The organism is Streptomyces sp. NPDC053750, assembly GCF_044544295.1.
GTDB lineage: Bacteria > Actinomycetota > Actinomycetes > Streptomycetales > Streptomycetaceae > Streptomyces.
The window spans coordinates 19557-43586 of the sequence record NZ_JBITXB010000021.1; the positions used below are offsets into that span (position 1 = coordinate 19557).

General features: G+C 71.6%; 17 protein-coding genes and 4 pseudogenes. 9 read left to right on the forward strand and 12 right to left on the reverse strand.

Translation table 11 applies throughout. The features are described from left to right. Positions 1 to 373: 373 nt before the first annotated feature. Positions 374 to 1570: a cytochrome P450 gene (locus ACIGO6_RS36060; RefSeq protein WP_399883994.1), complete on the forward strand. Its 1197-nt coding sequence runs from the start codon at positions 374 to 376 to the stop codon at positions 1568 to 1570. Positions 1571 to 1715: 145 nt separating this feature from the next. Here the strand turns inward: ACIGO6_RS36060 and ACIGO6_RS36065 are convergent, their stop codons facing one another. Then, the gene (locus ACIGO6_RS36065; RefSeq protein ID WP_399883996.1) at positions 1716 to 1973 is read right to left on the reverse strand and encodes a hypothetical protein; all 258 of its coding nucleotides are present in this window, start codon (positions 1971 to 1973) and stop codon (positions 1716 to 1718) included. Positions 1974 to 2092: 119 nt separating this feature from the next. After that, positions 2093 to 3988, reverse strand: coding sequence for a CocE/NonD family hydrolase (locus ACIGO6_RS36070; protein WP_399883998.1), 1896 nt, complete (start codon positions 3986 to 3988; stop codon positions 2093 to 2095). A 363-nt stretch (positions 3989 to 4351) separates the two neighbouring features. Between ACIGO6_RS36070 and ACIGO6_RS36075 the strand changes: the two genes are divergently transcribed. Both ACIGO6_RS36075 and ACIGO6_RS36080 read left to right on the forward strand, forming a co-directional pair. Further along, positions 4352 to 5530, forward strand: coding sequence for a M14 family zinc carboxypeptidase (locus ACIGO6_RS36075; protein ID WP_399884000.1), 1179 nt, complete (start codon positions 4352 to 4354; stop codon positions 5528 to 5530). 845 nt (positions 5531 to 6375) lie between these two features. After that, positions 6376 to 8919: a M14 family zinc carboxypeptidase gene (locus ACIGO6_RS36080; RefSeq protein WP_399884002.1), complete on the forward strand. Its 2544-nt coding sequence runs from the start codon at positions 6376 to 6378 to the stop codon at positions 8917 to 8919. 306 nt (positions 8920 to 9225) lie between these two features. Here the strand turns inward: ACIGO6_RS36080 and ACIGO6_RS36085 are convergent, their stop codons facing one another. After that, entirely contained in the window at positions 9226 to 9786 is a 561-nt protein-coding gene (locus tag ACIGO6_RS36085; RefSeq protein WP_399884004.1) for a TetR/AcrR family transcriptional regulator, read from the reverse strand. Positions 9787 to 9883: 97 nt separating this feature from the next. Between ACIGO6_RS36085 and ACIGO6_RS36090 the strand changes: the two genes are divergently transcribed. Then, positions 9884 to 10756, forward strand: coding sequence for an alpha/beta fold hydrolase (locus tag ACIGO6_RS36090; RefSeq protein WP_399884006.1), 873 nt, complete (start codon positions 9884 to 9886; stop codon positions 10754 to 10756). 293 nt (positions 10757 to 11049) lie between these two features. Here ACIGO6_RS36090 and ACIGO6_RS36095 read toward each other — a convergent pair whose 3' ends face one another. Next, positions 11050 to 11796 carry a dienelactone hydrolase family protein gene (locus ACIGO6_RS36095; protein WP_399884008.1) on the reverse strand — a complete coding sequence of 249 codons (747 nt, stop codon included), beginning with the start codon at positions 11794 to 11796 and terminating at the stop codon, positions 11050 to 11052. Beyond that, a pseudogene (locus ACIGO6_RS36100) lies at positions 11793 to 12240 on the reverse strand (transposase); the annotation flags it as partial. The gene ACIGO6_RS36095 and the pseudogene ACIGO6_RS36100, both read right to left, overlap by 4 nt. 802 nt (positions 12241 to 13042) lie before the next feature. Between ACIGO6_RS36100 and ACIGO6_RS36105 the strand changes: the two are divergent. Then, positions 13043 to 13387: a hypothetical protein gene (locus tag ACIGO6_RS36105; RefSeq protein WP_399884010.1), complete on the forward strand. Its 345-nt coding sequence runs from the start codon at positions 13043 to 13045 to the stop codon at positions 13385 to 13387. 144 nt (positions 13388 to 13531) lie between these two features. After that, a pseudogene (locus ACIGO6_RS36110) lies at positions 13532 to 14205 on the forward strand (ATP-binding cassette domain-containing protein); the annotation flags it as partial. Positions 14206 to 14226: 21 nt separating this feature from the next. Here the strand turns inward: ACIGO6_RS36110 and ACIGO6_RS36115 are convergent. After that, entirely contained in the window at positions 14227 to 14649 is a 423-nt protein-coding gene (locus ACIGO6_RS36115) for a DUF6233 domain-containing protein (RefSeq protein WP_399884090.1), read from the reverse strand. Positions 14650 to 14654: 5 nt separating this feature from the next. Here ACIGO6_RS36115 and ACIGO6_RS36120 point away from each other — a divergent pair. After that, positions 14655 to 14795 (forward strand): annotated as a pseudogene (locus ACIGO6_RS36120) (IS3 family transposase); the annotation flags it as partial. A gap of 169 nt (positions 14796 to 14964) precedes the next feature. On the opposite strand, the gene ACIGO6_RS36125 reads toward ACIGO6_RS36120, so the two are convergent. Continuing rightward, the gene (locus tag ACIGO6_RS36125) at positions 14965 to 17196 is read right to left on the reverse strand and encodes an MMPL family transporter (protein ID WP_399884012.1); all 2232 of its coding nucleotides are present in this window, start codon (positions 17194 to 17196) and stop codon (positions 14965 to 14967) included. A gap of 334 nt (positions 17197 to 17530) precedes the next feature. Here ACIGO6_RS36125 and ACIGO6_RS36130 point away from each other — a divergent pair, with 334 nt between their 5' ends. Both ACIGO6_RS36130 and ACIGO6_RS36135 read left to right on the forward strand, forming a co-directional pair. Further along, entirely contained in the window at positions 17531 to 18793 is a 1263-nt protein-coding gene (locus ACIGO6_RS36130) for a sensor histidine kinase (RefSeq protein ID WP_399884014.1), read from the forward strand. Beyond that, positions 18790 to 19467 carry a response regulator gene (locus ACIGO6_RS36135; protein WP_399884016.1) on the forward strand — a complete coding sequence of 226 codons (678 nt, stop codon included), beginning with the start codon at positions 18790 to 18792 and terminating at the stop codon, positions 19465 to 19467. The genes ACIGO6_RS36130 and ACIGO6_RS36135 overlap by 4 nt, the downstream gene beginning before the upstream one ends. A 20-nt stretch (positions 19468 to 19487) precedes the next feature. Here the strand turns inward: ACIGO6_RS36135 and ACIGO6_RS36140 are convergent. From ACIGO6_RS36140 to ACIGO6_RS36160, 5 genes and pseudogenes are all read right to left on the reverse strand, one after another. After that, positions 19488 to 19787 (reverse strand): annotated as a pseudogene (locus tag ACIGO6_RS36140) (hypothetical protein); the annotation flags it as partial. 294 nt (positions 19788 to 20081) lie between these two features. Further along, entirely contained in the window at positions 20082 to 21359 is a 1278-nt protein-coding gene (locus ACIGO6_RS36145) for a sulfate adenylyltransferase subunit 1 (RefSeq protein WP_399884018.1), read from the reverse strand. Next, positions 21359 to 22291: a sulfate adenylyltransferase subunit CysD gene (cysD, locus tag ACIGO6_RS36150; RefSeq protein ID WP_399884020.1), complete on the reverse strand. Its 933-nt coding sequence runs from the start codon at positions 22289 to 22291 to the stop codon at positions 21359 to 21361. Before cysD ends, ACIGO6_RS36145 begins: the two co-directional genes overlap by 1 nt. Next, positions 22288 to 22878, reverse strand: a complete 591-nt coding sequence (gene cysC / locus ACIGO6_RS36155) for an adenylyl-sulfate kinase (protein ID WP_399884022.1) — start codon at positions 22876 to 22878, stop codon at positions 22288 to 22290. The genes cysD and cysC overlap by 4 nt, the downstream gene beginning before the upstream one ends. After that, on the reverse strand, positions 22875 to 24020 hold the full coding sequence (locus ACIGO6_RS36160) for an OsmC family peroxiredoxin (RefSeq protein ID WP_399884024.1): 1146 nt from the start codon (positions 24018 to 24020) through the stop codon (positions 22875 to 22877). Before ACIGO6_RS36160 ends, cysC begins: the two co-directional genes overlap by 4 nt. Between the last annotated feature and the right edge of the window lie 10 nt (positions 24021 to 24030).

Sequence of the window (24030 nt, forward strand, 5' to 3'; positions counted from 1 at the left end):
GCCCGGCCGAGGTGGCGGAGGGCGGTCTGTTCGGTGTGCGGTACGAGCGGGCCCTGGGCTCGGTGCCGTCCGCGTGGAGACGGCATTGCGGGAGTCGGCAGGCCGCTTGGTGCGCGGCCGCTTGCCCCTCCCGGGCATGCGGCGGCTGAGCACGCCAGGGCGGGTGCGGCGCGGGTCACTGCCGAGGGGCGGTGGGCAACGGCCGAAACCGGCCGGTCCGTAACCTTCCTGCCGGAAACCGGGTTTGCCCGGGGACAGCAAGTACTACAGTCGGCGGGCAGTCGCCGCCGCCGGCAGGCGGGGCCCCTTCCGGGGGAGCCGTGATCCCCCACCCGGCGGTCACCGTGGTGAGCCGTCAGTGAGGTGGTAGCCCATGAGCATCTTGGACCTTGCCGCGCTCGGTGAGTCCTTCACGCGCGACCCGTACCCCGTGTACGCCCGGCTACGGGTCCAGGGCCCCGTGCACCGCATCCGGATGCCGGAGGGGAACACGGAGGCCTGGCTCGTCGTCGGCTACGAGGCCGGGCGCGCCGTGCTCACGAACCCGACGCTCTCGAAGGACTGGGGCAAGGCGTCCCCCTCACTTCCGCTGGGTGCCATCTCCTCCGGTCCTCATATGCTCAGGGCCGACCCGCCGGATCACACGCGGCTGCGCAAGCTGGTCGCCCGGGAGTTCACCGCCCGCCGGGTGGAGGAACTCGCCCCGAGCATCCAGAAGACCACCGACACGCTCCTGGACCGGATGCTCAGCGCGCCCGACGGGCGTGCCGACCTCGTCGAAGCCCTGTCCTTCCCGCTGCCCATCTCCGTCATCTGCGAACTCCTCGGCGTTCCGGACCTCGACCGCGCTTCCTTCCGGACGTGGTCGAACGACGCCCTCGGCGCCACCGACCCCGAAGCCCGCATGGCCGCCGCGGCGTCCATGGCGCGGTACCTGGAGGAGCTGCTGGCGAGCAAGCGGCGGCAGCCCGGCGACGACCTCATGAGCGCGCTGATCCACGGTTCGGACGGCGGCGGCGACCGGCTGTCCGCCGACGAACTCCGCGGTATGGCCTGGCTGCTGCTGGTGGCCGGCCACGAGACCACCGTGAATCTCATCTCCAACGGCGTCCTCGCCCTGCTCACCCATCCCGAGCAACTGGCCGCCCTGCGCGCCGACCTCACCCTCATCGACTCCGCCGTCGAGGAGATGCTCCGCTACGACGGTCCCGTGGAGACCCCCACGTACCGGTTCACCACCGAGCCGCTGACCATCGGCGACACGGTCGTCCCCGGGGGCGGCGAGCTCGTGCTCGTGGCCCTCGCCGACGCCGACCGCGACCCGGCCCGCTTCCCCAGCCCCGACCGCTTCGACATCACCCGCGACAGCCGCGGCCACGTGGCGTTCGGCCACGGGATCCACCACTGCCTGGGGGCTCCGCTGGCCCGCCTGGAGGCACGCATCGCCATCAGAACGCTTCTGGAACGCTGCGAGAGCCTGGCCCTGGACATCCACCCGGCGGCGATCACCTGGCGTCCGGGGCTGATGATGCGCGGCCCGCAGAGCCTGCCCGTGCGGTTCGCCCCGTAGCCGGCGGGCGGTTGCCGGTGCTGCGTCCGGCCCTGATGCCCCCCGGTCGGAGCACCGGCGGAGTCGGTGACCGTGTGGACCGGCACCTTGGTCAGGGTGGCAGACGGACACATATGGTGACATGAAAAGCTCGCGACGCGGCCGGTCACGGAGCCGCGGCGGCGGAACCGGCCACGATCGAACCCGCCGTAAGCCGGTGGCAGTGCGACCGGCGGCGCGCCGCGGGAAGAGGAAGCAGCATGCACATCGGGAACGGTCTGCTCGACTCGGCGAGCCGGGGAACGCGGGTCCCGGTCGTCTCCCCGATCGGCGAGGTCGGCCATCCCTCGTACGACTCGCTGACCACGCCGGCCGCCGTCGCCCGCGCCACCTCGCGTATCGGCCTGGTGACACGGGCGACCACGTCGACACGATCGCGTGAGTCCGGCTGGTGCTGCGTGGCCCGTGCGGGCAGGTGGGTGGACCGGTGCCGGCCGCGTCCGGGAGTGCGCCCGGAGCCCGGCCGGCACCGGCCCTCGGGGGTCAGATGTGGGAGCCCGGGGTCACCGTGAACGTCGCGGGGCCGGCCGGCAGGTTCACCGTGTACTGGCGCAGATAGGTGTCCAGGAACGGCGAACGGGCACCGGCGGTGGGGACGTCGTCGGCCGGGTCGTCCAGGGCCAGCCTGAGCTGCGCGCCCTTGACCTTGATCGTCTCGCCGGACGGCGTGTCGCGCCACGAGCCGGTCTGGATGGAGCCGATCTCCACGGCCAGGACGTGCCCGGCCGCCAGGGTCCAGTCGGTCGACTTGAGGTCGACGGTCAGCCGGCCCGAGTCCACCAGGGAGACCTGCTCGTCGAACATGACGGCGGTGCCGTCCGGGGCGACGTCGTACAGCTTGAGCATCACATTTCCCTCGCCCCGAGCGGTCAAGGACACCTGCGGAGTCCCGGTGATGCGCACGGCACGCTCGACCGGCTGCGACCAGCGGAAGAAGCTCGACGTGACCTCACCGGAAGCCTGCTGCTTCGCGATGCCCTTGGCCAGGCCCTTCGGGGCGGGCTGCTCGGTCGCGGGCGCGTTCTCCATGTCCCACGCGCCGGACGGCTGCTTGGGAGCCTGCGGGGCCGGTTCGCCGGAGGCGGTCAGGGCTCTGCGGGCGGAGGCGCCTCCGTCGTCCACGTAGCTGCCCCCGCCGAGCGGGAGGGTGACGGAACGCTCCACGACCGGCCAGGTGTCCTGGGCGCGCCAGGCGCCGGTGTTGTCCTCCATGGAGTAGGCCGGGTACTCGACCGCCGGCCGGACGCCCTTGAGGTACTGGTCGAAGAAGGAGAGGGTCTCGTCGTACCAGCCCTCGCGGCCCATGGCCAGGCGCCCGTCGCCGACGCGGTCGCCGCCGCGCACGTGGTCCCACTGGCCGAGCCAGCCGCGCTCGGGGCCGGTGTGGTTGTCGAGGTACTCCTCCATCTCCTCGGGCTTGGTGTTGTTCTCGATGAAGCCCTGGGTGACGAACAGCGGGGTGTCGGATCCCTCGGCCATCTTCGCCAGGTCGCGGGAGGTCCAGTGCTCGTCCCACTGGTCGGATATGCGGTACCCGGCCGAGTTCCCGGTGAGGCACTCCGGGTGGGTGTCCTCGTAGGCGGCGTTGGCCAGGTAGTGCGCGTCGTCGTCCGGCATCTGGTCGAACGTGGCGATGCCGTTGTACGCGTTGGCGGTGCCGGTGACGTTCGGGCGGGGCACGCCATTGGAGTAGATGTACTGGTACATGTCCCAGACGGGCTCCTGGGCGACGACGGCCTTGAGCGCGTCCTGGTCCAGGTTGTTGCCGATGAGCCCCGTGACGGCGTCGTACGACTTGCCGTACATGCCCACCGCGCCGGTCGACCAGGGACGGCTCGCGGCCCAGTCGACCGCGGCCTTGACGTCGGCCTGCTCGCCGGGGCCGGCCCAGTCGAGGCAGCCGGTGGAGCCGCCGAATCCGCGCAGGTCCACCATGACGAAGGCGTAGCCCTGGTCGAACAGGTCGGTGCCCTCGATGAAGTCCTGGAAGCGGGACGAGGGGCCGGTGTGCGTCCAGCCCTCGGGACCGGTCTGCCCGGCGTGCCCGAAGTAGGGGCCGACCGACAGGATGACGGGTACCCGCTCGCCCTCGGCAAGTCCCTCGGGCAGCAGGACGTCGGCGTGGAGTTCGGTGCCGGAGCCGTCCGAGGACGGGAAGTAGTGCTGCGTCCAGACCGATCCCTCCGGGACGCGGTCGTTCTCCTCGTGCGTGACGGGGGCGGTCGCGGTGGCGACCGCCCCCGTCCGGGCCTGCGCCGTGGCGGCGGGTTCGGACCCTGCGTCGGGTGCCGCGGCGGCGGGGCCGGCGAGCGTGCCCGTCAACGCGAGGGTGGTGACGAGGACCGAGGCGGCCCGGGGGACCGAGCGGCGTGCTCTCACATGCTCCTCCGGAGTGATCGGTGCGGGGTGGTGCCGGTGGTGCCGGTCGAGCAGCGGCCGTCCGCCTGCCGTCTTCGGGGGTGCCGACGGGCGGCCGCGCGCGGAGTGCTGGAGCAATGGGGGGCAGCAGCCTGACCGCGGGCACGGGCTGGAGCCGCTGGCGGGCGAGCCTATGACTAATCACCAAAGTGCGTCAACGCTACTGTCTGACAGGCGTGTTACGCACGAGGCGGCTTCCCTTTCGAGGCAGTTGACGCTCGGGGCGGCACTGTTCACAGGTGCTTCTGGGGCGTCTAGGGTGACGCAGGAACTGCACGACACCACCCCCCGGGAAGTTCTGAGCGACACCTGAGGAGTAGTGAATTGTCTGCACGCAGGTGGACCGCCGCGCTGGCGAGTACGGTTCTGGCCGCGGGACTCGGTACCGCGGCCGTCACCGCGACCGCGACCAGCGCGGCCGCGATCCCACCCGTCTCCCACTGTGGCACCGAAGCCTCGGGCTCCGGCAGCAACGGCTTCGTGAACCACGAACAACTGACCTCTGCGCTGCAGCGGTTGGAGACCAGCACCGGCGGCACCATCGACGTGGACGTCGCCGGGTACTCCAACCAAGGCCGCGAGATCCACGTCGCGCGCGTCGGCGAGGGCGACGAGGTCGTGTTCGTGCAGACGCAGATCCACGGCAATGAGATGCACGGCACCGAGGCCGCCCTCGAACTGCTGAAGCAGTGGGGCTCCGACAGCCCGGCCGCGCGGGAGCTGCGCGAGAACGTCACCGTGGTCGTCATCCCCCGCCTGAACGTCGACGGCGGCGAGCTCGACCAGCGGCAGAACGCGATGACGTGGGACGAGGCCGTTGCCGACTTCCCGCAACTCCAGGGCGTGGCCCCGGCGTGGAACTACAACGCGCGCGTCGGCGGCTTCGACGTCAACCGCGACTTCAACCCTGACCTGGACCACGTCCCCGCCCCGGAGGACTTCCCCGGCACCAGCGCGGACACCGGTTGGTACATCACCCCCGAGGCACAGACCTCCCGGAACGTCTACAAGGCGCTCGAGGAGGAGTTCGGCACCGTCGACTACTTCGTGGACCTCCACAACCAGTGGTCCTGCTACGCCACCGACGACCTGGAGAACATGTCTCCCCTGTCGATATCGGCGAAGTTCATCGACAACCCCGGCGAGTTCGGCAACTGGCCGAAATTCGACATGAACGCATCGAAACGGGCCAACGTGGCCGTCTATCAGGCCCTGCAGGGGCGGGGCGAGTCCGGCTTCGGTGACCTGACCCTGTACCCGCAGGACACCAACCTGCCGGGCACCGCGCTGGGTTCCTACCAACTGCGCGGCTCCGCCGTCGTCCTGTTCGAGACCTCCTCCCAGACCCAGTACGACGGCATGAAGCGCAACGGCATGCTCACCCGGCAGATCGAGACCGGCCTCGGCGGCCTCGTGGACGCCGTTGCGGACGGCTCGATCGACGCCCTCGAGGAGAACGTGTACGACACCATCCCGCAGCGGGTCCACCTGCCCGCCGACTGAGCAAGGACCACTTGCCCACGGCATCGGTGCCGTGGGCAACAGCCGTGGGCAACAGGGGCGGCGCGGTACGGAAGGGGAACCACCACCGGCCGACCGCGCCCCCACATCACTGAGGCAGATTGAGAAGACCAGCAAGGGCCGGGTGCAGGTCGACGTCGCAGGGCACACGACCCAGGGCCGCGAACTGTGGGCCGCGCGAGTGGGCACCGGCCCCCGCGTCCTGATGGCGACCAGCGCCATTCACGGCACCGAGCGCAGCACGAAGGCCTACCGGCGCAAGGGCTTGTGGATCTTCGTGTCCGGTCTCGTTGCCGTCGGCGCGGTGGCCAACGCCACCAACGAGGACACCAGCGTCGACAACGAGGCCACGCCACACCCCCCCCCCCCCATTCCGACGGCCCCGCCGCCTAACGGCGCGGCCGTCAGGTATGACTGGCGGCGGCCTCCGTGGCGGTGGTGACCCCAGGACTGGTCGTCGACGAAACGGTCACGAGTTTGCTCAGGGTGGCGGTGCCGGAGCGGCTGTCCCAGACGTAGCGGCGGCGGTTCTGAGGGCCGGGGCAACGGTCCGCTCGGACCAGGTACTGAGGTCGCGACCGGGCCACTGCCCTGATCCGGTCGTGTGGTCATGGCCACGTGTTGCCGACGAGCAACCCGCAGGCGCAGCGGCCCCGGGAAAGGCTGGTGCGGCTGGACAGCGAGCCTTGTGGCCGTCGCCTCTGCCGACGGCATCTTGGCGGAGTTCCTTGGGCGCATGTGCCACAGCAGGCCCTCTTGTTGCGTGCGGAATTAACCGATAGACCTGCGTTTCCGCTCACTTCCGATCAACCGGAGGCACGAAACGTATGGGAATGCCCAGACCCGTTCTGGTCGCCACCGCAACTCTGGCCGGCGCGCTGCTGCTCGCACCACCGCCGGCGACCGCCGCTCCCCGGAAGCCACAGCCTCCCGTACGTGCAGGCGGCGGCCTGGACACGGCCGTTGGCGTAGCGCCGGCCGCCGCGGCCGGTCGCGCGCTCGGCGCGCCGACGCCGGCCCTGCGCCACGACACCGGCTATCCGCGCCGCACGGTACTCGTCCCGCCCCCGGTGAACCCGGCGGACAAGTCGGTCAAGCTGGGCCTGACGCCCTATCACGCCATCGCGCCGAAGCTGAATGAGCTTCAGAAGCTGAGCGACCGGGTCAGCGTCGAGGTGGCGGGGCGTTCGGCGGGAGGGCATGAGCTGTATCTGGTGACGGTCACCGCGCCGGAGACCGCGGCGCAGGCCCGTGACCAGGAGCGGATGCGGGAACGCATCGAGCACTCCCCCGCGGCCGCCGCCAAGGATCAAAAAATCAAGTCGGCCTACAAGGCACCGTTGTTCATCAACAACAACATCCACGGCAACGAGTGGGAGGGCACCGACGCCGCGCTGAAGCTCATCGAGCGGCTGGCCACGGCGAACGACGCCCGTACCACCGAGCTCCTCTCGAAGAGCCGTATCCACCTCAACGTCACGGCCAATCCGGACGGGAGGATCGCCGGCACCCGCGCCAACGCCAACGGTTTCGATCTCAACCGGGACTTCATCACCGCCAGCCAGCCCGAGACCCGCGCCATCCGGCAGATCGCCATCGACAAGCAGCCCGTGATGATGCTGGACCTGCACGGATACGTCAACGGCACCCTGATCGAGCCGACCACTCCGCCGCACGGTGAGAACTACGAGTACGACCTCTTCCTCAAGAATTCCTACGCCAACGCGCTGGGCATGGAGGCCGCCGTCAATGGCCTCGGCTACACCCCGCAGAAGGACGGCGTGCAGCCCGCCGTCATCCCCTTCCGCGACCAGCAGGAGGGCTGGGACGACTGGCCGCCGATCTTCACCCCGCAGTACATGCCCTTCCACGGCACGGTCGTGGCCCACACCGTCGAGTTCCCGATGCGGGTCAACGGGCGGGACTACGACACCCAGCCGGTCGGCGAGCTGCGGCGCAGGTCGACGATCAACACCGCCATCGCGGGCGCCGCGATGCGGGCCACGCTCGACTACGCCCTGGACCACCGCGCCACGGTGATTGCCGACCAGATCGAGATCTTCCGGCGCGGCGCGGCGGGCGAGGCTCAGAGGCCGGTATCGGAGGAGACCGTTCCGGGTGTGCCTGGCATCGGCCCCGAGGACGTCTACACCGCCGAGTTCCCCCGGGCGTATGTGATCCCGGCCGGGAGCGGACAGAGGTCCGCGACGGCCGCGGCCCGGCTGGTGGACGATCTGACCGCCAACGACGTGCGGGTGGTGCGGGCAGACGAACGCTTCCGGCTGAACGGACGGACCTATCCGGCCGGCTCGTACGTCGTCGACATGCACCAGCCCAAGCGCGGACTGGCCAATGCGATCCTGGCCGACGGCCGGGACATCAGCGCGGACGTGTCCGCGATGTACGACATCTCGGGCTGGAGCCTCGGACTGCTCTGGGGCGCGACGGTGAACCGGGTCGAGGACGGCCGACTGCGTGTCGAGGGACGTACGGTCCGTGCGGCGGCGCCCACCGGCCATGTCGCGCCGCACGGGGACCTGGCGCTGCGGCTCGACGACCCGAACGAGCAGACGGCGGTCAACTCCCTGCTGGCGCAGGGCGTCCGGGTGCGCCGTACAGACGACGGGACGGCGATCGTGCCCGGCTCGGCACGCGAGCGGGCACGGGTCCTCGCCGACCGGTACGGCGTCGTCTTCCGGGCGACGGAGCAGCGCGGCACGGCAGATCTGCACCGCACCCGGGTCGCCGCGGCGGTGACACCCGGCGAGCTGTTCTCGCTGCGCGAGATGGGCTTCGACGTGGTGCCGGTCTCGACGGCCATGCTCAACGCCGGCTTCGACTGGTCCGCCGCCGATGTCCTGTACGTGTCCACCGGACTGTCGTACAAGGCTCTCGACCCGGCGGCGCGCGCCGCACTCGACGACTTCCTGAAGGGCGGCGGTGGCGTGGTCGGCCTCGGCTCGACCGGCGCGGCCTTCAACACCGACGCGGGGCTTCTCGCCGCCACGGCGGTGGAGGGCCACGGCGACGCCAACGGCGTGGTGCGGGTGGTGAACGCGAGCGGCCCGGTCACCGGTGGCGCCCCCGGGCACAGTTTCGTCTACTCCCCCCTGTGGTTCACCGCTCTGGGCACGGGCGTACGCGCCGACCAGTCGTACGGAAGCGGCAATCCGCTGGTCTCCGGCCACTGGCGGCCCCTGGACAACGGTTCGGGCGGCCCCCTGGACGCGGCGGACCGCGCCTCGGTCGTCAGCGGTACGTCCGCGCAGGGCTCCCCGGTCGTGCTGTTCGGCACCCAGCCGCTGTTCCGCGCTCACCCGAAGGGGATGTTCACGCAGGTCGGGCGCGCGCTGCTGATCACTGGGGCATGACCGCCGACTGAACCCCTGGGCCGGGGCCCCCGGGTACGGCGGAGGGCCGCCCCTGCCGCCGACTGTCGAGGCCGTGTTCCCCGAATTCCGCGCCATCGTGGCCGTGCTCATATCCCTTCTGTCATCGGCCTGTTGTCACCGGGACAGCGGGAGGGCCGGCGGCTCCCCCCTTCCTCGCCGTGGTCGAAACCGATGAGCACCGGGCGTGAAAGCCGTCTCCGGGTACCAGGTGGCCTCATGCCCGGCTGCCGGCCGAGCGTCCCCGGCCCACACCCGTCTCCGCGAAGCAGTCACCGTTCATCCGGGTCAGCGCTCGGTGTCGAGAAGGACGCGGGCGGCGGCCTTCGCCTGGGCGGCCGGTTCGGCGGAGCCGGTGATGCCCGCGACGGCCATGGCGCCGTTGGCGAGCAGGGACAGCTGGTCGGCGAGGACGGGCGGGGCGCCGAGAGCGTCGGTCTGCTCGGCGAAGTACGCCCGCAGGGCCTCCTTGTGGTCGCGAGAGATCGCGGCGACCGCCGGGGAGACCCCTCCGAGCTCCCCGAAGCCGTTGATGAAGGCACAGCCACGGAACTCGGGCTCCGCGAACCAGGCGGCGAGCCAGTCGAAGACCGCGAGGGCCCGCTCGTACGGCCCGTCGGCGGTCCGCGCGCCGTGCGCGGCGAGGGAGCTCCGTACGGCCTCGTCGCGGCGCCGCAGGACTGCCTCGACCAGGAGGTCCTTGGAGGGGAAGAGCTGGTAGAGCCGTTTGAGCGAGACCCCCGAGGCGCTGCGGATGGCGTCCATGCCGACCGCCTGGATCCCGCGTGCGTCGAAGAGCCGCTGTGCGGTGTCGAGCACCTTCAGTTCCGCGGTTTCCGCGTCCAACATCCCTCATCCCTTGCACAGAGAACCATCGTTCTCCTACTCTACAAGGCATGGGGAGAACGATCGTTCTCCCAGACCGGTCACGGAACGGGGAGCACTCATGTCCACCTTCGCCGCGCGCGCCCACACCACCACCGTCGACGGCCTCGACGTCTTCTACCGGGAGGCCGGCGACCCGGCCGACCCCACCCTCGTCCTGCTGCACGGCTTCCCGTCCAGCTCGCACATGTACCGCGGACTGATGGCCGACCTCGCCGACGCGTACCACCTGATCGCACCCGACCACATCGGCTTCGGCTTCTCGGCCGCACCCTCCGTCGAGGGCTTCACCTACAGCTTCGAGAAGCTCACCGAGATCACCCTGGGCCTCATCGACCAGCTGGGCATCGACCGCTTCGCCCTGTACATCCAGGACTACGGCGCCCCCATCGGCCTCCGCATCGCCTCCCGCCGGCCCGAGCGGATCACCGCGATCGTCACCCAGAGCGGCAACGCCTACCTGGAGGGCTTCACCCCGTTCTGGGACGTCCTCTTCGCCCACGCCAAGGACCGGGAGGCCAACGAGGCCGCCGTCCGTGAACTCCTCACCGCCGACGCCACCCGCTGGCAGTACACCCACGGCGTCCCCGCCGACCGGCTCGACCGGATCGGCCCCGAGACCTGGACCCTCGACCAAGCCGGCCTCGACCGGCCCGGCAACAAGGAGATCCAGCTCCAGCTCTTCTGGGACTACCAGTTCAACCTGGACGGCTACCCGGTCTTCCAGGAGTACTTCCGCACCCACCGGCCCCCGCTGCTCGCCGCCTGGGGACGCGGGGACGAGATCTTCGGCCCTGCGGGCGCCGAAGCCTTCTCCCGGGACCTGCCGGACGCCGAGATCCACCTACTGGACGCCGGGCACTTCGCCCTGGAGACGCACGGCCCGGAGATCGCCGCGCTGGTCAGGGACTTCCTCGGCCGCCACGTGAAGTGATGCGGGGCTGACGTGCCCGGAGCCGGTGGCCGCGGTGCGAACCGAGGTTTCTCCCCTGGGAGAGCGATGAACGGGCGCACCAGAGCAGCGCCCGCTGCGCAGCCTCGGAAACGGTCCGCACCTGGGCCGACTCAGCCGTGCGCCGGTCACACACCAAGCAGACGACCACCGCCAGGATCGAAAGGACCGCCGGCCCCACGATCTGCGACAGGTGGTTGGGCGTTGCCAGGCCTCCTTGGAACACGGCGATCACCGCCGCCCTCGCCTTCCTCTTCTCGGACGGCCTGGCCGCTCTACCTGGGTCGTGCCCCCAGATCGTCCGTCACGGGCAGGCACTCGGCGAGCAGGTCGACGACGTCGCGCCACGCGCGCTGCGCGTGCCGTGGGTGGTAGCCGACGCCGGGGACCGTGGGGTGGTCGACCGGCGGGTGGTGGAAGGCGTGCAAGGCGCCGCCATAGACCGCGAGGCGCCAGTCGACGCCCGCGGCCTGCATCTCAGCGGTGAACGCGTTCCGTTGCGCGGGCGGCATGATCGGGTCTTCCGACCCGACCCCGGCCCACACCGGGCAGCGGATGCGCGCCGCCTCGCCCGGTCGGCCCGTGGTCAGTGCGTTGACTGTCCCGATCGCGCGCAGGCTGGCGCCATCACGCCCGAGTTCCAGCCCGATGGCGCCCCCGGTGCCGTAACCGACGGCGGCGATCCGGTCGGGGTCGGTCCGCGGTTCGGTGCGCAACACGTCGAGCGCCGCATGGCCGATGCCCCGCATCCGGTCGGGATCAGCCAGCAGTGGCATGCAACGGGCCAGCATCTCCTCGGGATCACCCAAATAGCGCCCGCCGTGAAGGTCGAAGGCCAGGGCCACATATCCCAGCTCGGCGAGAGCATCGGCCCGGCGGCGCTCGACGTCGCTGAGCCCCATGCCCTCTGGTCCGAGCAGCACCGCGGGCCGGCGGTCGACACCGGCCGGGAGCGCGAGGTGCCCGATCATCGTCAAACCGTCGGCCGGGTACTCGACCGTACGCGTCGTAATCGTCGTCATGAGACTGGACTGTAGTGATCGTCAAGCCCGGTCCGGCCTGCGCTCTGCCGCTGGCAGAACAGCGCGGGTGTCCCTCTGCAATACGGCGAGGGCTCACAAGAACCGACGGGCGCACGGACGTTGGCGTTGCGCCGGCGCAGGTAGGCGTGCAGGCCCGGGGCCTGGACGGTGTGGTGGGGGTGGTGGGAGTTGGCGATGGTGACCTGCCTCAGCGGTCCGACGTGCGCCTGGACGGGGTTCGCCCACGAGGCCCAGGTCGGGATGAAGCACAACTCGACCTTGTTCTTCTTCGCCCAGCTGCGGATGTCGGAGCCTTTGTGGGCGGACAGGTTGTCCAGGATGACGCACCGTCGGGCCGGGCGGTGCGGATCGACTTCAGCGCGGCCAGCGTGTTCGCGGCACCCTTCCTGAGGTGGTTGGCGCCCACAGGCGGTCGTCGCCGACCTCCGCCTGCCTCGGCGGGGACGTTCCTGAGTGGGGTGGGGGCCTCATGGCCCGGCTCTGCCGTGCCATGACGCTTCCGACCTCGATGTACGCGACGACGGCCACGGTGCACAGCGCCGTGACCCAGTACAGGAGGCGTACGCGTCCGACCTCGTCGGTGTACTGGCGCAGCTGGGGCTGGAGGAGTCGCCGGGCAGTACCTCGTCGATGTCGGGGGCGACGGAGACGACGACCAGGGTGCGGTCTCGTTGGCCTGTTGTCACAGGGATAGCGGGAGGGGTCGGCGGCCTCTCCTTCCTCGCCGTGATCGAAACCCCATCGAAGGCGGGAGCCGGGAGCAGCCGCGACGTCCGTGGCCGTGTGTGTCGTGCGCTGTGGGTGCGACAGCGTCGGCGGGGAGTGCCGCCGTGCGCGGGCGGGGCGCTTGGAGCCGGGCGTGCGTGTGCGGCGCGTGCCCGTTGGCGGCGTGCTGGTGAGGTTCTGTTGCGCGCGGACGACCGCCGGTCGCGCTTCATACGGAGGGGGTTGGTCCGCTTAAGACCCGCCCACCCAGCCAATGCTCACCGTGAACACGCCACCGCGTGGAGTGATCACCCCTGGAGCCGACAGGTGCGCGGTTCCTGTGGCGGCACCCGGCTCGGACACCAGAACCACCGTGACGCCACGGCGGGCAGGGCCTTTCCGGGCCTGCACGGCAGCGACCAAGTCCTCCAGGTTCCTTTACGGATGACTCAGCGCGGTGCGCACCGGCAGAACAGCCGAAAGAACCATCATCATCGCGGAATCCTGGGAGGAAATCAGTATGCGCACACTCACCACACGACTGGCCGGCATCTGCGCCGGCGCCGCCGCGCTGGCGGCGCTGGGCGGCGCAACCGTGCTCGCCACCGCTCCCCCGGCGTCGGCAGCCGTCATGGACTGGGACTGCGACGAACAGGTAGGACCCATCGACGGACAGGAACCGGCCCCCGGCCAGCCCGTCACGATCGAAGGAGACCGCTGTACCCCGCAGCCCGGCGACCCGGAAGAGGGCATCCACGTCATCTCCGTCTACTACGGGCAGGACTGGGTATGCCAGCGCGTGGAACAGACCGACGAACCGGGCCACATCATCGGCTACGACTGCGTCGAAGCCGACACCGCCTGACAAGAGCCGAACGCCCTTCGAAGGCCTCTGCCCCCAGGCGCGCCGGGGGGCAGAGGCCCTTCCCCCAGACACCGAACCTGTTGCAACCGCGCCATATGCCACCCCGTGGTCACAGCCCGGGCCCGCGGAACTGGGCCGGAACCGGTCGACGCGCACGACGTGCAGGGCGGGCGCAGCGCGCGGCGCCGCATCTGTCGGCGCTGGCCCGCAGCAACCGCATCCCTCGGCGCCGGGTGGACGAGGTGCTGCGGGAGGTCGGTTTCACCGAGGTCGCCCGGCGCCGCATCGGCGGATTCTCGCTCGGCATGAAACAACGGCTCGGCATCGCGTCCGCCCTGCTCGGCGACCCGCCCGTGCTGCTCTTCGACGAGCCGCTCAACGGCCTGGACCCAGAGGGGGTGAGGTGGGTGCGTGAGTTGTTCAGGCGGCTCGCCGCCGAGGGCCGTACCGTGTTCGTCTCCAGCCATCTGATGTCGGAGACGGAGCACACCGCCGACCAGCTGATCGTGATCGGCCGTGGCGAACTGCTCGCGGCGGAGAGCCTCGCGGAGTTCGCGGCCCGCAGCGACCGGCAGAGCGTCTCCGTGACCACGCCGCCCCCGCCCTGAGGGACCTGCTGACGGCCGCGGGGGCGGCCGTGCATGTGGAGGGCGAGCAGCTCACCGTGACAGGCCTGACCGCGGTGCGCATCAGTGGGATCGCTCGACGGCACGGTCTCCCGCTGCACGAGCTCAGTACCCGCTCCGCCTCGCTGGAAGAGGCCTTCATGGAGCTCACCCGCCGACCGTGTCCAGTTCCCCGGAGGAGATCCCCGATGACCACGACCCATACATGGAACCTTAGGCGCCGTCCCATAGACGATCAACACGCACGACTTGGACCATCGTCGGCGCGGCCCGCCGAGCGAACCCGACATCCCATGGCCACCCCACCTGCGGGTCCGGACCGACTGTCGCCCGTCGACATGCCGGTCCTCGGCACCGGACACACCGACCCCGTGATGAGACGCGCAGCAGCACCCGACCGTCGGCCCAGTGGGCGAGCTGGGCGCGGTAGCTGGCCCACGTCGGCTCCGCCGCCGACCCTCTCCAGGAGCCGAGGGCGCTGTGGGGCCGGCAGGCGCCGCAGGCTTTGGCTCCCTCGGTGAGAGCGCGCCGGGCTTGGTCCAGGCTGATGCCGCGAGTGCGCTTGCCCGCATTCCAGCAGTCGCCGCCGTGGACCTGGACGGGCGGGCTGTCCCGGTGCAGCCCCTGCTCGAGCAGCCGGCCTCCTGGACGCCGGCATCGACGCCTCCATCGGAACGGTCGGCGATGCCCTGGACAACGCGCTCATGGAATCCCAGATCGGCCTTCACAAAACAGAGCTGATCAAGCCCCGCAAGCCCTGGCACGGTCTCGCCGATGTAGAACCTGCCAGGGGCGGTTCACCCGCGCGCCGCAGATGTATGGGGATCGCACGCCGCCTCACTCCGGCACGCCCCCGCGCCTGCTCCAGTCCGTGGCGGTCCTGCGGGCCGATGCCCGGCGCTGCCGTGCGGCTGCGTCAAGCGCTGACGCATGCCGGCGAGGTGGACGCTGTCAGGACCGTCCGGACATCGTCCGGGCCTCCGTCCGGCGTCCTCGCGGTTCTGAGGTGTCGCGGCCGATCCCGTCCCGCCGGCCTCGTGCCACGCGCACCGGCCACCACATTCCCCGGCCCAGCAGTGCCGCGGCCGCCGGGACCAGCAGGAGTGACACCACAAAGGCGGACAGGAGGATGCCCAGGGCCGTGGCGAAGCCCAGCTGACGGGTGCCGGGGTCCGCGTTCACCGCGAGGCTGCCGAAGGAGGCTGCGAGGACCACACCGGCTGTGGCGACGGCCGGCGCCGTGTGCCGTACCGCGCCGGCAACGGCGGCGCGGACGGGGCCCCCGTGGGCCATCTCCTCACGCAGACGGTCGCTGATCAGGATGTTGTAGTCGGTGCCCAACGCCACCACGAACAGGAACAGCACCAGCGGCAGGACGAAGGTCACGCCCGCCTCGCCGCCGATGTGCTGGAAGACCAGCGCGGAGGCGCCGAACGTCGCCGCGAAGCACAGTCCGACCGCGAGCATCAGCACCACAGGCGCGGCCAGGCTGCGCAACAGCACCACCAGGATCAGTGCGATCAGTGCCGCCGCCACCGGGAACACCGTCCGCAGGTCCCGGTCGACTGCCGTCGCCACATCGGCGAACACGGCGGCCGTGCCGCCCACGTGCGTGGTGAGTCCGGCGGGCGTCGCTTCCCGTACGGCTTGGCGCACCGGGCCCGCCACGAGGTCCCGCGCGCGCTGCGACTGGGCGTCCACCGTCAAGTAGGCGTCCAGCCGGGCGGCGGTGCGGTCGGCGTCGAACACGGGGGCGGCCACCTTGCCCACTCCGGTCACCTCCGACAGCGCCCGGTGCACGACGCCCAGCTCTGCGGGGTCCAGGACCCGGCCGTCGTCGGCGGTGACGTACACCGTCGTCGGATCGGACACTCCCGGCGGCAGAACACCGGCGATTTCCCGCGCCGTCGCGGCGGCCGCCGTGTCGCGCGGGGTGCCGCCGGTGCCGAAGTCCATGCGGACGCCCGCCACACCCACCGCCAGCGCGCCGAGGAGGGCCACCGACGCCACGAGCACCAGCACCGGACGGCGTGCCACCAACTCGCCGGTACGGCCCGCCATGCCGGGCCGCGCGGCCTTCTCCGAGTGGATCCGCGACGGCCAGAACATCTTCGGCCCGGTCACCGCCAGCAGCGCCGGCATCAGGGTCAGACTCGCCACCAGCATCACCAGCACCGACACCGCCACCGACGGGCCGAGCACCCGGAACTGACCGAACGTCGCCACACCGAGCGTCGCGAAGGCCGCCACGATCGTCAGCGCCGCCGAGGTCACCGCCGTGCCCACCCGCCCGGCCACGTCCGCTGCCACCAGGCGGTGGTGCTCCTGCGGGCGCCGTCGCAGTTCCTCGCGGAAGCGGAACAACAGGAAGAGGAAGTAGTCGACGCCGATGCCGATCAGCACGGTGCCGATCATGCTCGGGGTGCCCGGGTCCAGTTCGAAACCGGTCAGGAGGGCAGCGCCCACGACCGTGCCGACGGCGGCGCCCCCCACCACGGTGACCGCGAACAGCGGGACGAACGCGGCCAGGACGCTGCGGAACACGAGCACGTTGATCAGAACGATCAGCCCGACCACCAGCAGGCCGACCACCGTCTGCGTGGTCTCCTCCGCGTCGGCGCGGTCCACCACGTCCGCCAGGCCGCCGGTGAACCCCGTGCGCAGCCCGGCCTCGCCGAACTCCTGCTGTGCGCGGTCGTGGAAGACCCGGTACAGGGAGTGCATGCTGGGGTCGGTGGAGTTGCCCCGCAGCCGTGCGTCGAGCAGCGCGAACGATTTGTCCGGGGCGGTCGTCATGAGTGCCACGCGGGGAATCTGGGAGTAGTCCTCGGAGAGCCCCCGTATCTGCTCGTCCGTCCACGGCATCTGCAAGCGCGTGGCGCTCAGGTCACGCGCCACGTCCTGTACGCGCTGCTCGTCCGCGTCCTGCAGCGGCTTGCCGTCGCGCCGCGCCACCAGGACCGTCACCGCATTGGCGTCCGGTTGGGCGCCGAACTCCTCCCGGTCGATCCGCAGCGCCGCGGCCGCGTCGTACTGCGGTGGCAGGAAGCCGGCGCTGTCGGTGTGCGTCACGCGGAAGACCAGCGCCTGACCCATGATCGTCACGAAGATGCCGACCACTGCCCACACGATGATGACCCGCCAAGGTCTGCGGGTCGAGAATCCGGTCAGGGAACGGATCACGGAAAGCCTCCGGGAAGGGTACGGGAGTACGGGTGCCACGAGACCGTGGACGTCCGAGGCGGCGCCTCTGCCGGGTCGTCCCGGCACTCGTCCAGCACATCAGCCGCGCGCGGCCCGGGACTCGGAGCCAAGAACGAGAAACCCTCTGGGAGCACGGCCCCGGATCGTCGCGCCGCTGGGAGCCTGCTCCCGGTCCCCGCCTGCTCCGGGCCTGGAGGCCATGGGCCCGGCGTAGCGGAGCCATGGGACACTCGGCGGAAGAACCGCAGGTCATCGGGCCGCTCCGGCGGCGGGGAAGCGTGGGCACGCACAGGGGGCGGAGATGGGACCAAGCGTGAACGAAGGGTGCGACGTGCGGGCACGGGGCGGGGCCGACGCGCCCCGTGCCGGGTTGCCGGGCCGCGCGAGCGGGACGCGTCGCGACAGGGCCGCGACGGCAAGCCGAATCGGAGGGCCGGGACTGTGGACCCAGCACGACGGACTCGTCGCCGCCGGCGCCGCGGCCATCGATCTCGTGGGCTTCACCGTCACCAGCCAGATGGACCAGGGCCATGTCCCGGTGGCCGGGTGCCTGGTCGCGGCCGTCGCCTCGCTGTTCCTGCTGGCGCGCCGCCGCGCGCCTGTGACCGTTCTCGCGTGCGTCCTCGCGGCGAACCTGTCGGTCAGCTGGTTCAGTTCCGTGGGCCAGCACTACGGGGCGGCCACGATCGTCGCCCTCTACACCGTCGTTCGTCATCACAGAGCCGCGGCCGGCGCGGCGGCCGTCGCCGGCTGCGTCGCGGTGCTCCAGTTCGTCCACCCCGGCAGGCCCGCGCCGTCCCTGATCGAGCTCGCCCCCAACGCCGTGTCCGCGCTGTTCGTGGCCGGCGCCGCCGTCGCCGTCGGCCGCTGGCAGCGCAACGCCGAGGCCCAGCAGCGGCTGCTCGCCGAGCGGGCCGCCTCCGACGAACGGCGCCGTATCGCCCGGGAGCTGCACGACGTCGTCGCCCACCACCTGACCACGATGCATCTGCTCGCCGGAGGCGCCCGGGCCAACCTGGACCGGTCCCCGGATGCCGCCCGCGAGGCACTCGTCGCGCTGGAGGGCTCTGGCCGCTCCGCCCTGCGCGAGATGCGTCACCTGCTCGACGTGCTGCGGGCCGGCGACGAGGGCGAGGAGGAGGGGGACGAGGGCGGGACGACGGCACCGCAGCCCGGCGTCGGCGACCTCGACCGCCTCGTCGAGGACAGCCGCCGCGCCGGCCTGCCCACCGCGCTCACCACCGAGGGCGACCCCCACTCGCTCCCGCCCGGTGTCGCGCTCACCGTCTTCCGCATCGTCCAGGAAGCTCTCACCAACGCCCGCAAGCACGCGGGCGACGGCGCGCACGTCGACGTGCGACTCACCTGCACGGGCCGCGAGGTGCGGGTCGCCATCACCGACGACGGCCCGCGTCCCGGCCGCTCCGTCGCACGCGGAACGGGCCACGGGCTCGTGGGCATGCGGGAGCGCGTCGCCCTCCACGGCGGCACCCTGCGGGCCGGACCGGAGGGCGACGGGTTCGCCGTCCGCGCCTGCCTTCCCCTGCCCGCCGACCGCCAGGAGGCGTACACGTGAGCGCGACCGTGACAGTTCTCATCGCCGACGACCAGCCCCTCGTCCGACGCGGCCTCGCCCTGATGCTGGCCCCCGAACCCGGTTTCCAGGTCGTGGCCGAGGCCGGGGACGGTGCCGAGGCGGTCCGGCTCGCCCACGCATACCGGCCCGACGTGGTCATCATGGACATCCGCATGCCGGTCCTGGACGGTATCGCCGCCACCGAACGGTTGACCACCGAAGTACCCGGTTGCCGGGTCCTGGCCCTGAGCACCTTCGACATGGACGAGTACGTCGTGGACGCCCTAAGAGCGGGGGCGTGCGGCTTCCTGCCCAAGGACATCTCGCCCGAGGACCTCGTCGCCGCCCTGCACGTGGTCCACGAAGGCGAGGCGATCCTCGCCCCACGGCTCCTGACCCGCCTCATCTCCACACACGTCAAGGCCTCTGCCCACCGGTCGCGGCACCAGCTTCCCCCCGGCGCCGAGGGGCTCACCCCCCGTGAGCGGGAGGTGTGGCGGCTGATCGCCGGCGGTCTGGACAACACGGAGATAGCCGACCGGCTCGGCGTGAGCGCCTCCACCGTGAAGAACCACATCACCGGCCTCTTCGCCAAGCTGCGGGTCCGTGACCGGGCCCAAGCGGTCATCGCCGCCTACGAGACGGGCCTGGTCACCGCGCGGCGGGAGGCCTAGACCCGGGCCGGGGCCGCCGGCAGTCGAACTGCCGGCGGCCTGCGCGGCCGAGGCGGCAACCCGAAGAGCGGCTCCACACGAGCAAGCACTCGGAGCCGATCACCTTCGTCCCGCAGGTTGAGACCGATCTCGCGAAGGTCCTTCTGGCCCGAACACGGCTCGAAGCCGTCACGCTCGGACATCTGGACGAAGTGGGCGAACCCGGAGGGCACCTGAGGCACCGAAGAGCCGACCGGCGCCGCGTTTCTGCGGGCAGCGGCTTCTCCGCCCCGAGACTGCTTCGTCCAAGACGTCTTGATCCACCGCACCGTGATGTCCACCGCACCTGCCTTTCATCGAGAGCCTACGGTCAACATTTGCTTGACGTCACCAGCTTCCGACGCAACTGCCTGCTGCCAGTTCTCAGCAACATTCCAGAGGGTTGGAGACCCGGACCGCTCTCCGAAACCGCCCGTAAGCGCTCTCCGATCTCGCCCACGCAGCCAAGCGGAGCTTCGTGCCGCCCACGCCGCAACCGCCATGAGTCCTCGGCCGGAGGTACCGAAGACCCGCACGGATCCGATGTCGGACGCCGGGCCCTCGGTGGGGCGGCTGCTCACCCGTCCGCGCCCGGCTCACGGCGCCGCCGGTTCGGCAAGCGCCATGCCGGCGGCGAGTGTCGTGCCGTCGGCCGGGTCGATCAGGAGGAAGGAACCGGTGCGGCGGGAGTCGGCGTAGGCGTCGAGGGCGAGCGGCTCGGCGGTGCGCAGCCGGACGCTGCCGATGTCGTTGGCGAGCAGCCGTCCGGGATCCGGGCGCTGGGACAGGTCGTCCGGTGCGAGGCAGGACGGGATCTCCTCGACCCTCGCCAACACGGTCCGCGTCGTGTGCCGGACGAGGACCCGCCGGCCGACGGTGAGCGGAGTGTCGGCGACGTGGCAGACGGTCGCCCGGACGTCCCGACGGGTGGCCGGCGCGGACGCGGAGGGGACGATCAGGTCGCCGCGCGCCACGTCGAGGTCGTCCGCGAGCAGGACGGTCACCGACTGCGGGGCGCGCGCCTCGTCGACCCGTGTGCCCAGCAGGTCGATCCCGGTCACGGTCGAGGTGCGGCCGGACGGGAGGACGGTCACCGCGTCTCCGACCCGCAGGACGCCGGCCGCGATCTGGCCCGCGTAGCCGCGGTAGTCGGGGTGGGCCGCCGTGCGGGGGCGGATCACGTACTGCACGGGGAAGCGCCCCTGGGCCTGTGCCGGATCGTGTCCGGCCGGGACGGTCTCCAGGTGTTCGAGGACGGTGGGGCCGCCGTACCAGTCCATGGCGGTGGAACGCCGCACGATGTTGTCGCCCTCCAGGGCGGAGATCGGGACGGCGTTGACCCGGGGCCCGCCCGACGCCCGCGCGTACGCCGTGAACTCCTCGGCGAGGGGGGCGAACACCGCTTCCGCGTAGCCGACGAGGTCCATCTTGTTCACTGCCAGCACCACGTGCGGGACGCGCAGCAGCGCGGCGATCGCGAGGTGTCTGCGGGTCTGCGCGACCACCCCCTTGCGAGCGTCGACCAGGACGACGACGAGGTCCGCGGTGGAGGTGCCGGTGACCATGTTGCGGGTGTACTGCACATGGCCGGGCGTGTCGGCGAGGATGAACCGGCGCCGGGGCGTGGCGAAGTAGCGGTAGGCGACGTCGATGGTGATGCCCTGTTCACGTTCCGCTCGCAGTCCGTCCGTCAGCAGCGCCAGATCGGGTGCCGCCGTGCGCGAGGCCCGGGTCACCGCCTCCAGCTGGTCGGCCAGGACGGACTTGGAGTCGTACAGCAGGCGGCCCACCAGGGTGGACTTGCCGTCGTCCACGGAACCGGCCGTCGCGAAGCGCAGGGTGTCCACGTCCGGCCGTGTGTGCACGGTGCTCATCAGAAGTACCCCTCGCGCTTGCGATCCTCCATCGCGGCCTCGGAGAGCCTGTCGTCGGCGCGGGTCGCGCCCCGTTCGGTGAGCCGGGACCGGGAGATCTCGGCGATGACCTCCTGGACGTCGCCCGCCCGGGAGTCGACGGCGCCCGTGCAGGACATGTCGCCGACCGTGCGGTAGCGGACCTGGCGGACCGTCACCGGTTCGTCCGCGGTGGGGCCGCCCCAGGCTCCCTCCGTCAGCCACATGCCGGACCGGGAGAAGACCTTGCGGCTGTGGGAGAAGTAGATCTCCGGCAGTTCGATGCCCTCGCGGGCGATGTACTGCCACACGTCCAGCTCGGTCCAGTTGGACAGCGGGAAGACCCGGACGTGCTCGCCGGGGGCGTGCCGGCCGTTGTACAGGTTCCACAGCTCGGGGCGCTGCCGGCGCGGGTCCCACTGGGAGAACTCGTCGCGCAGCGAGAACACCCGCTCCTTCGCCCGCGCCTTCTCCTCGTCGCGGCGCGCGCCGCCGAACACCGCGTCGAACCGCTCGGTGCGGATCGTCTCCGTCAGCGGGAGGGTCTGCAGCGGATTGCGGGTGCCGTCGGGGCGTTCCCGCAGCAGCCCGCGGTCGATCCAGTCCTGGACCGGGGCCACGTGCAGGAGCAGTCCGTGCTGCGCCACCACCCGGTCCCGGAACGCGATGACCTCGGGGAAGTTGTGTCCGGTGTCCACGTGCAGCAGGGGCATGGGGACGGGGGCCGGGGCGAACGCCTTGAGCGCCAGGTGCACCACGACCATGGAGTCCTTGCCCCCGGAGAAGAGGATCACGGGCCGCTCGAACTCGCCCGCCACCTCGCGCAGGATGTGCACGGCCTCGGACTCCAGCCAGTCCAGGTGGGACAGCGCGTACCGGCGCGGCGTCGCCCGCCGCGGGCGCGGCGCCGTCATGCCAGCCCCCGTTCGGCGAGCAGCCGGTGCACCGCGGCCGCGGACTCCTGGACGGACTGGGCGTGGGTCCGCACGCGCAGGTCGGGTGAGCCGGGCGCCTCGTAGGGGTCGTCGACGCCGGTCAGTCCGCTGATCTCGCCCGCTGCCCGGCGGGCGTACAGCCCCTTCACGTCGCGTGCCGCGCACACGTCCACCGGGGCGGCCACATGGATCTCCACGTAGGGAGTGCCTGTGGAACGGTGGCGTTCGCGGACGGCCGCGCGGCTGTCCGCGTACGGGGCGATGACGGGCACGAGGGCCAGGACGCCGTTGCGGGCGAGTACCTCGGCCATCATGCCGATGCGCTGGACGTTGGTGTACCGGTCGGCGCGGCTGAAGCCGAGGTCGGGCGAGAAGACCCGGCGGAGCCGGTCGCCGTCGAGCACCTCCACCCGCCGGGCCCGCGCGCGCAGCAGCGCGGCCAGCTCACGGGCGAGAGTGCTCTTGCCGGAGCTGGGCAGACCGGTCAGCCACACCGTGGCGCCGGGCCCGCACGAGCAGACCGGCCCGGTCGTCGCGCCGTCCTGTCCGCTGGTCCGCGTCGTCATGACCGGCCCTCCTGAACGTCGTCCTGTCCGGCCTGCTGCCGGGCCCTGCGGGTCAGTTCGTCGCGGACGGCCTCGGCGTCGGCGGTCACGGAGCGTTCGGCGGCCACCTGGCGTCCGGCGAGCCACAGTTCGACGTCGACCGCGCGGGGCATGGTGAGGGTGGCGAGGAGCACGGAGCCCGCGAGGGCGCGGGACAGGTCGGCCGCGGACAGCTCAGGGGCGGTGGCTTCCAGGGTCAGGCCGTGGAAGCGGCTGGGCGCCTCGCGGGTCACGTTGAGCATGCCGCGGGTGTCGAGGAGCCCCGCGGCCCGCAGTCGTACGGCGCCGTCGGGCAGAAGGGCGGTCAGTTCCGCGCAGAGCGCGGCGAGCAGGATCTCCTGCGAGTTCGGGGCCCAGTCGATGCCCAGCATCTGTTTGGCCTGGTCCACCCCCCAGGGGCCCGACCGGGCGTGTGCACCGGCGTCGCCGACGGTGCTGACATAGCGTCCCTCGGAGCCGTACTCCCAGGTCACGGTGGCCTCGACGGTGGTGCTGCGGGCGGGTGCCGGCGGTGGCGGCGCGGCGGGCGCGGGGAGGCCGAGGGGGGTGGCCCGGCCACCGGGACCGAGGAGGACGGCGGTGTCGGGCGGTGCCTCGTCCAGGACGACCCGGTGGTTCGGGCTGAAGGCGGTCACCAGGCGGTTGATGGAGCGGGCGGTGTCGGGGTCCGCCTCGCAGTCGACGTCGCACCGCCAGGCGAGGTCGTCCAGTGGACGGCCGGGGACGGGCCGGCCGGCCGCGTCGAGCGCGAGGTCTGCGCGGGCGGTGACGGACATCGCGCCGAGCGTGACGCCGCGGGCGGTGTAGCCGTTGACGGAGGTCACCAGGACGCAGGCGGCGACGGCGGCGAGCGCCGACTCGTACGGCGTGGGCAGGGGGCTCGCGGTGTCGTCGGCGGGGAGGGTGGTGCGGTGGCCGAGCCGGAAGTCGCGGGCCACCCGTACGGTGCCGTTGCGGGCGGTGAGGGTGCGGGAGGTGACGGTGCCCGGAGCCTGGGCCCCGGCGGGTGACTCCACCGCGAAGCGTGCGACGGCTTCCTCGGGGATCTCCCGGATCTCGTGCACCATCTCCGACACCCCGGAGACATTCAGTCCGTTGCGCATGCTGCTGGGT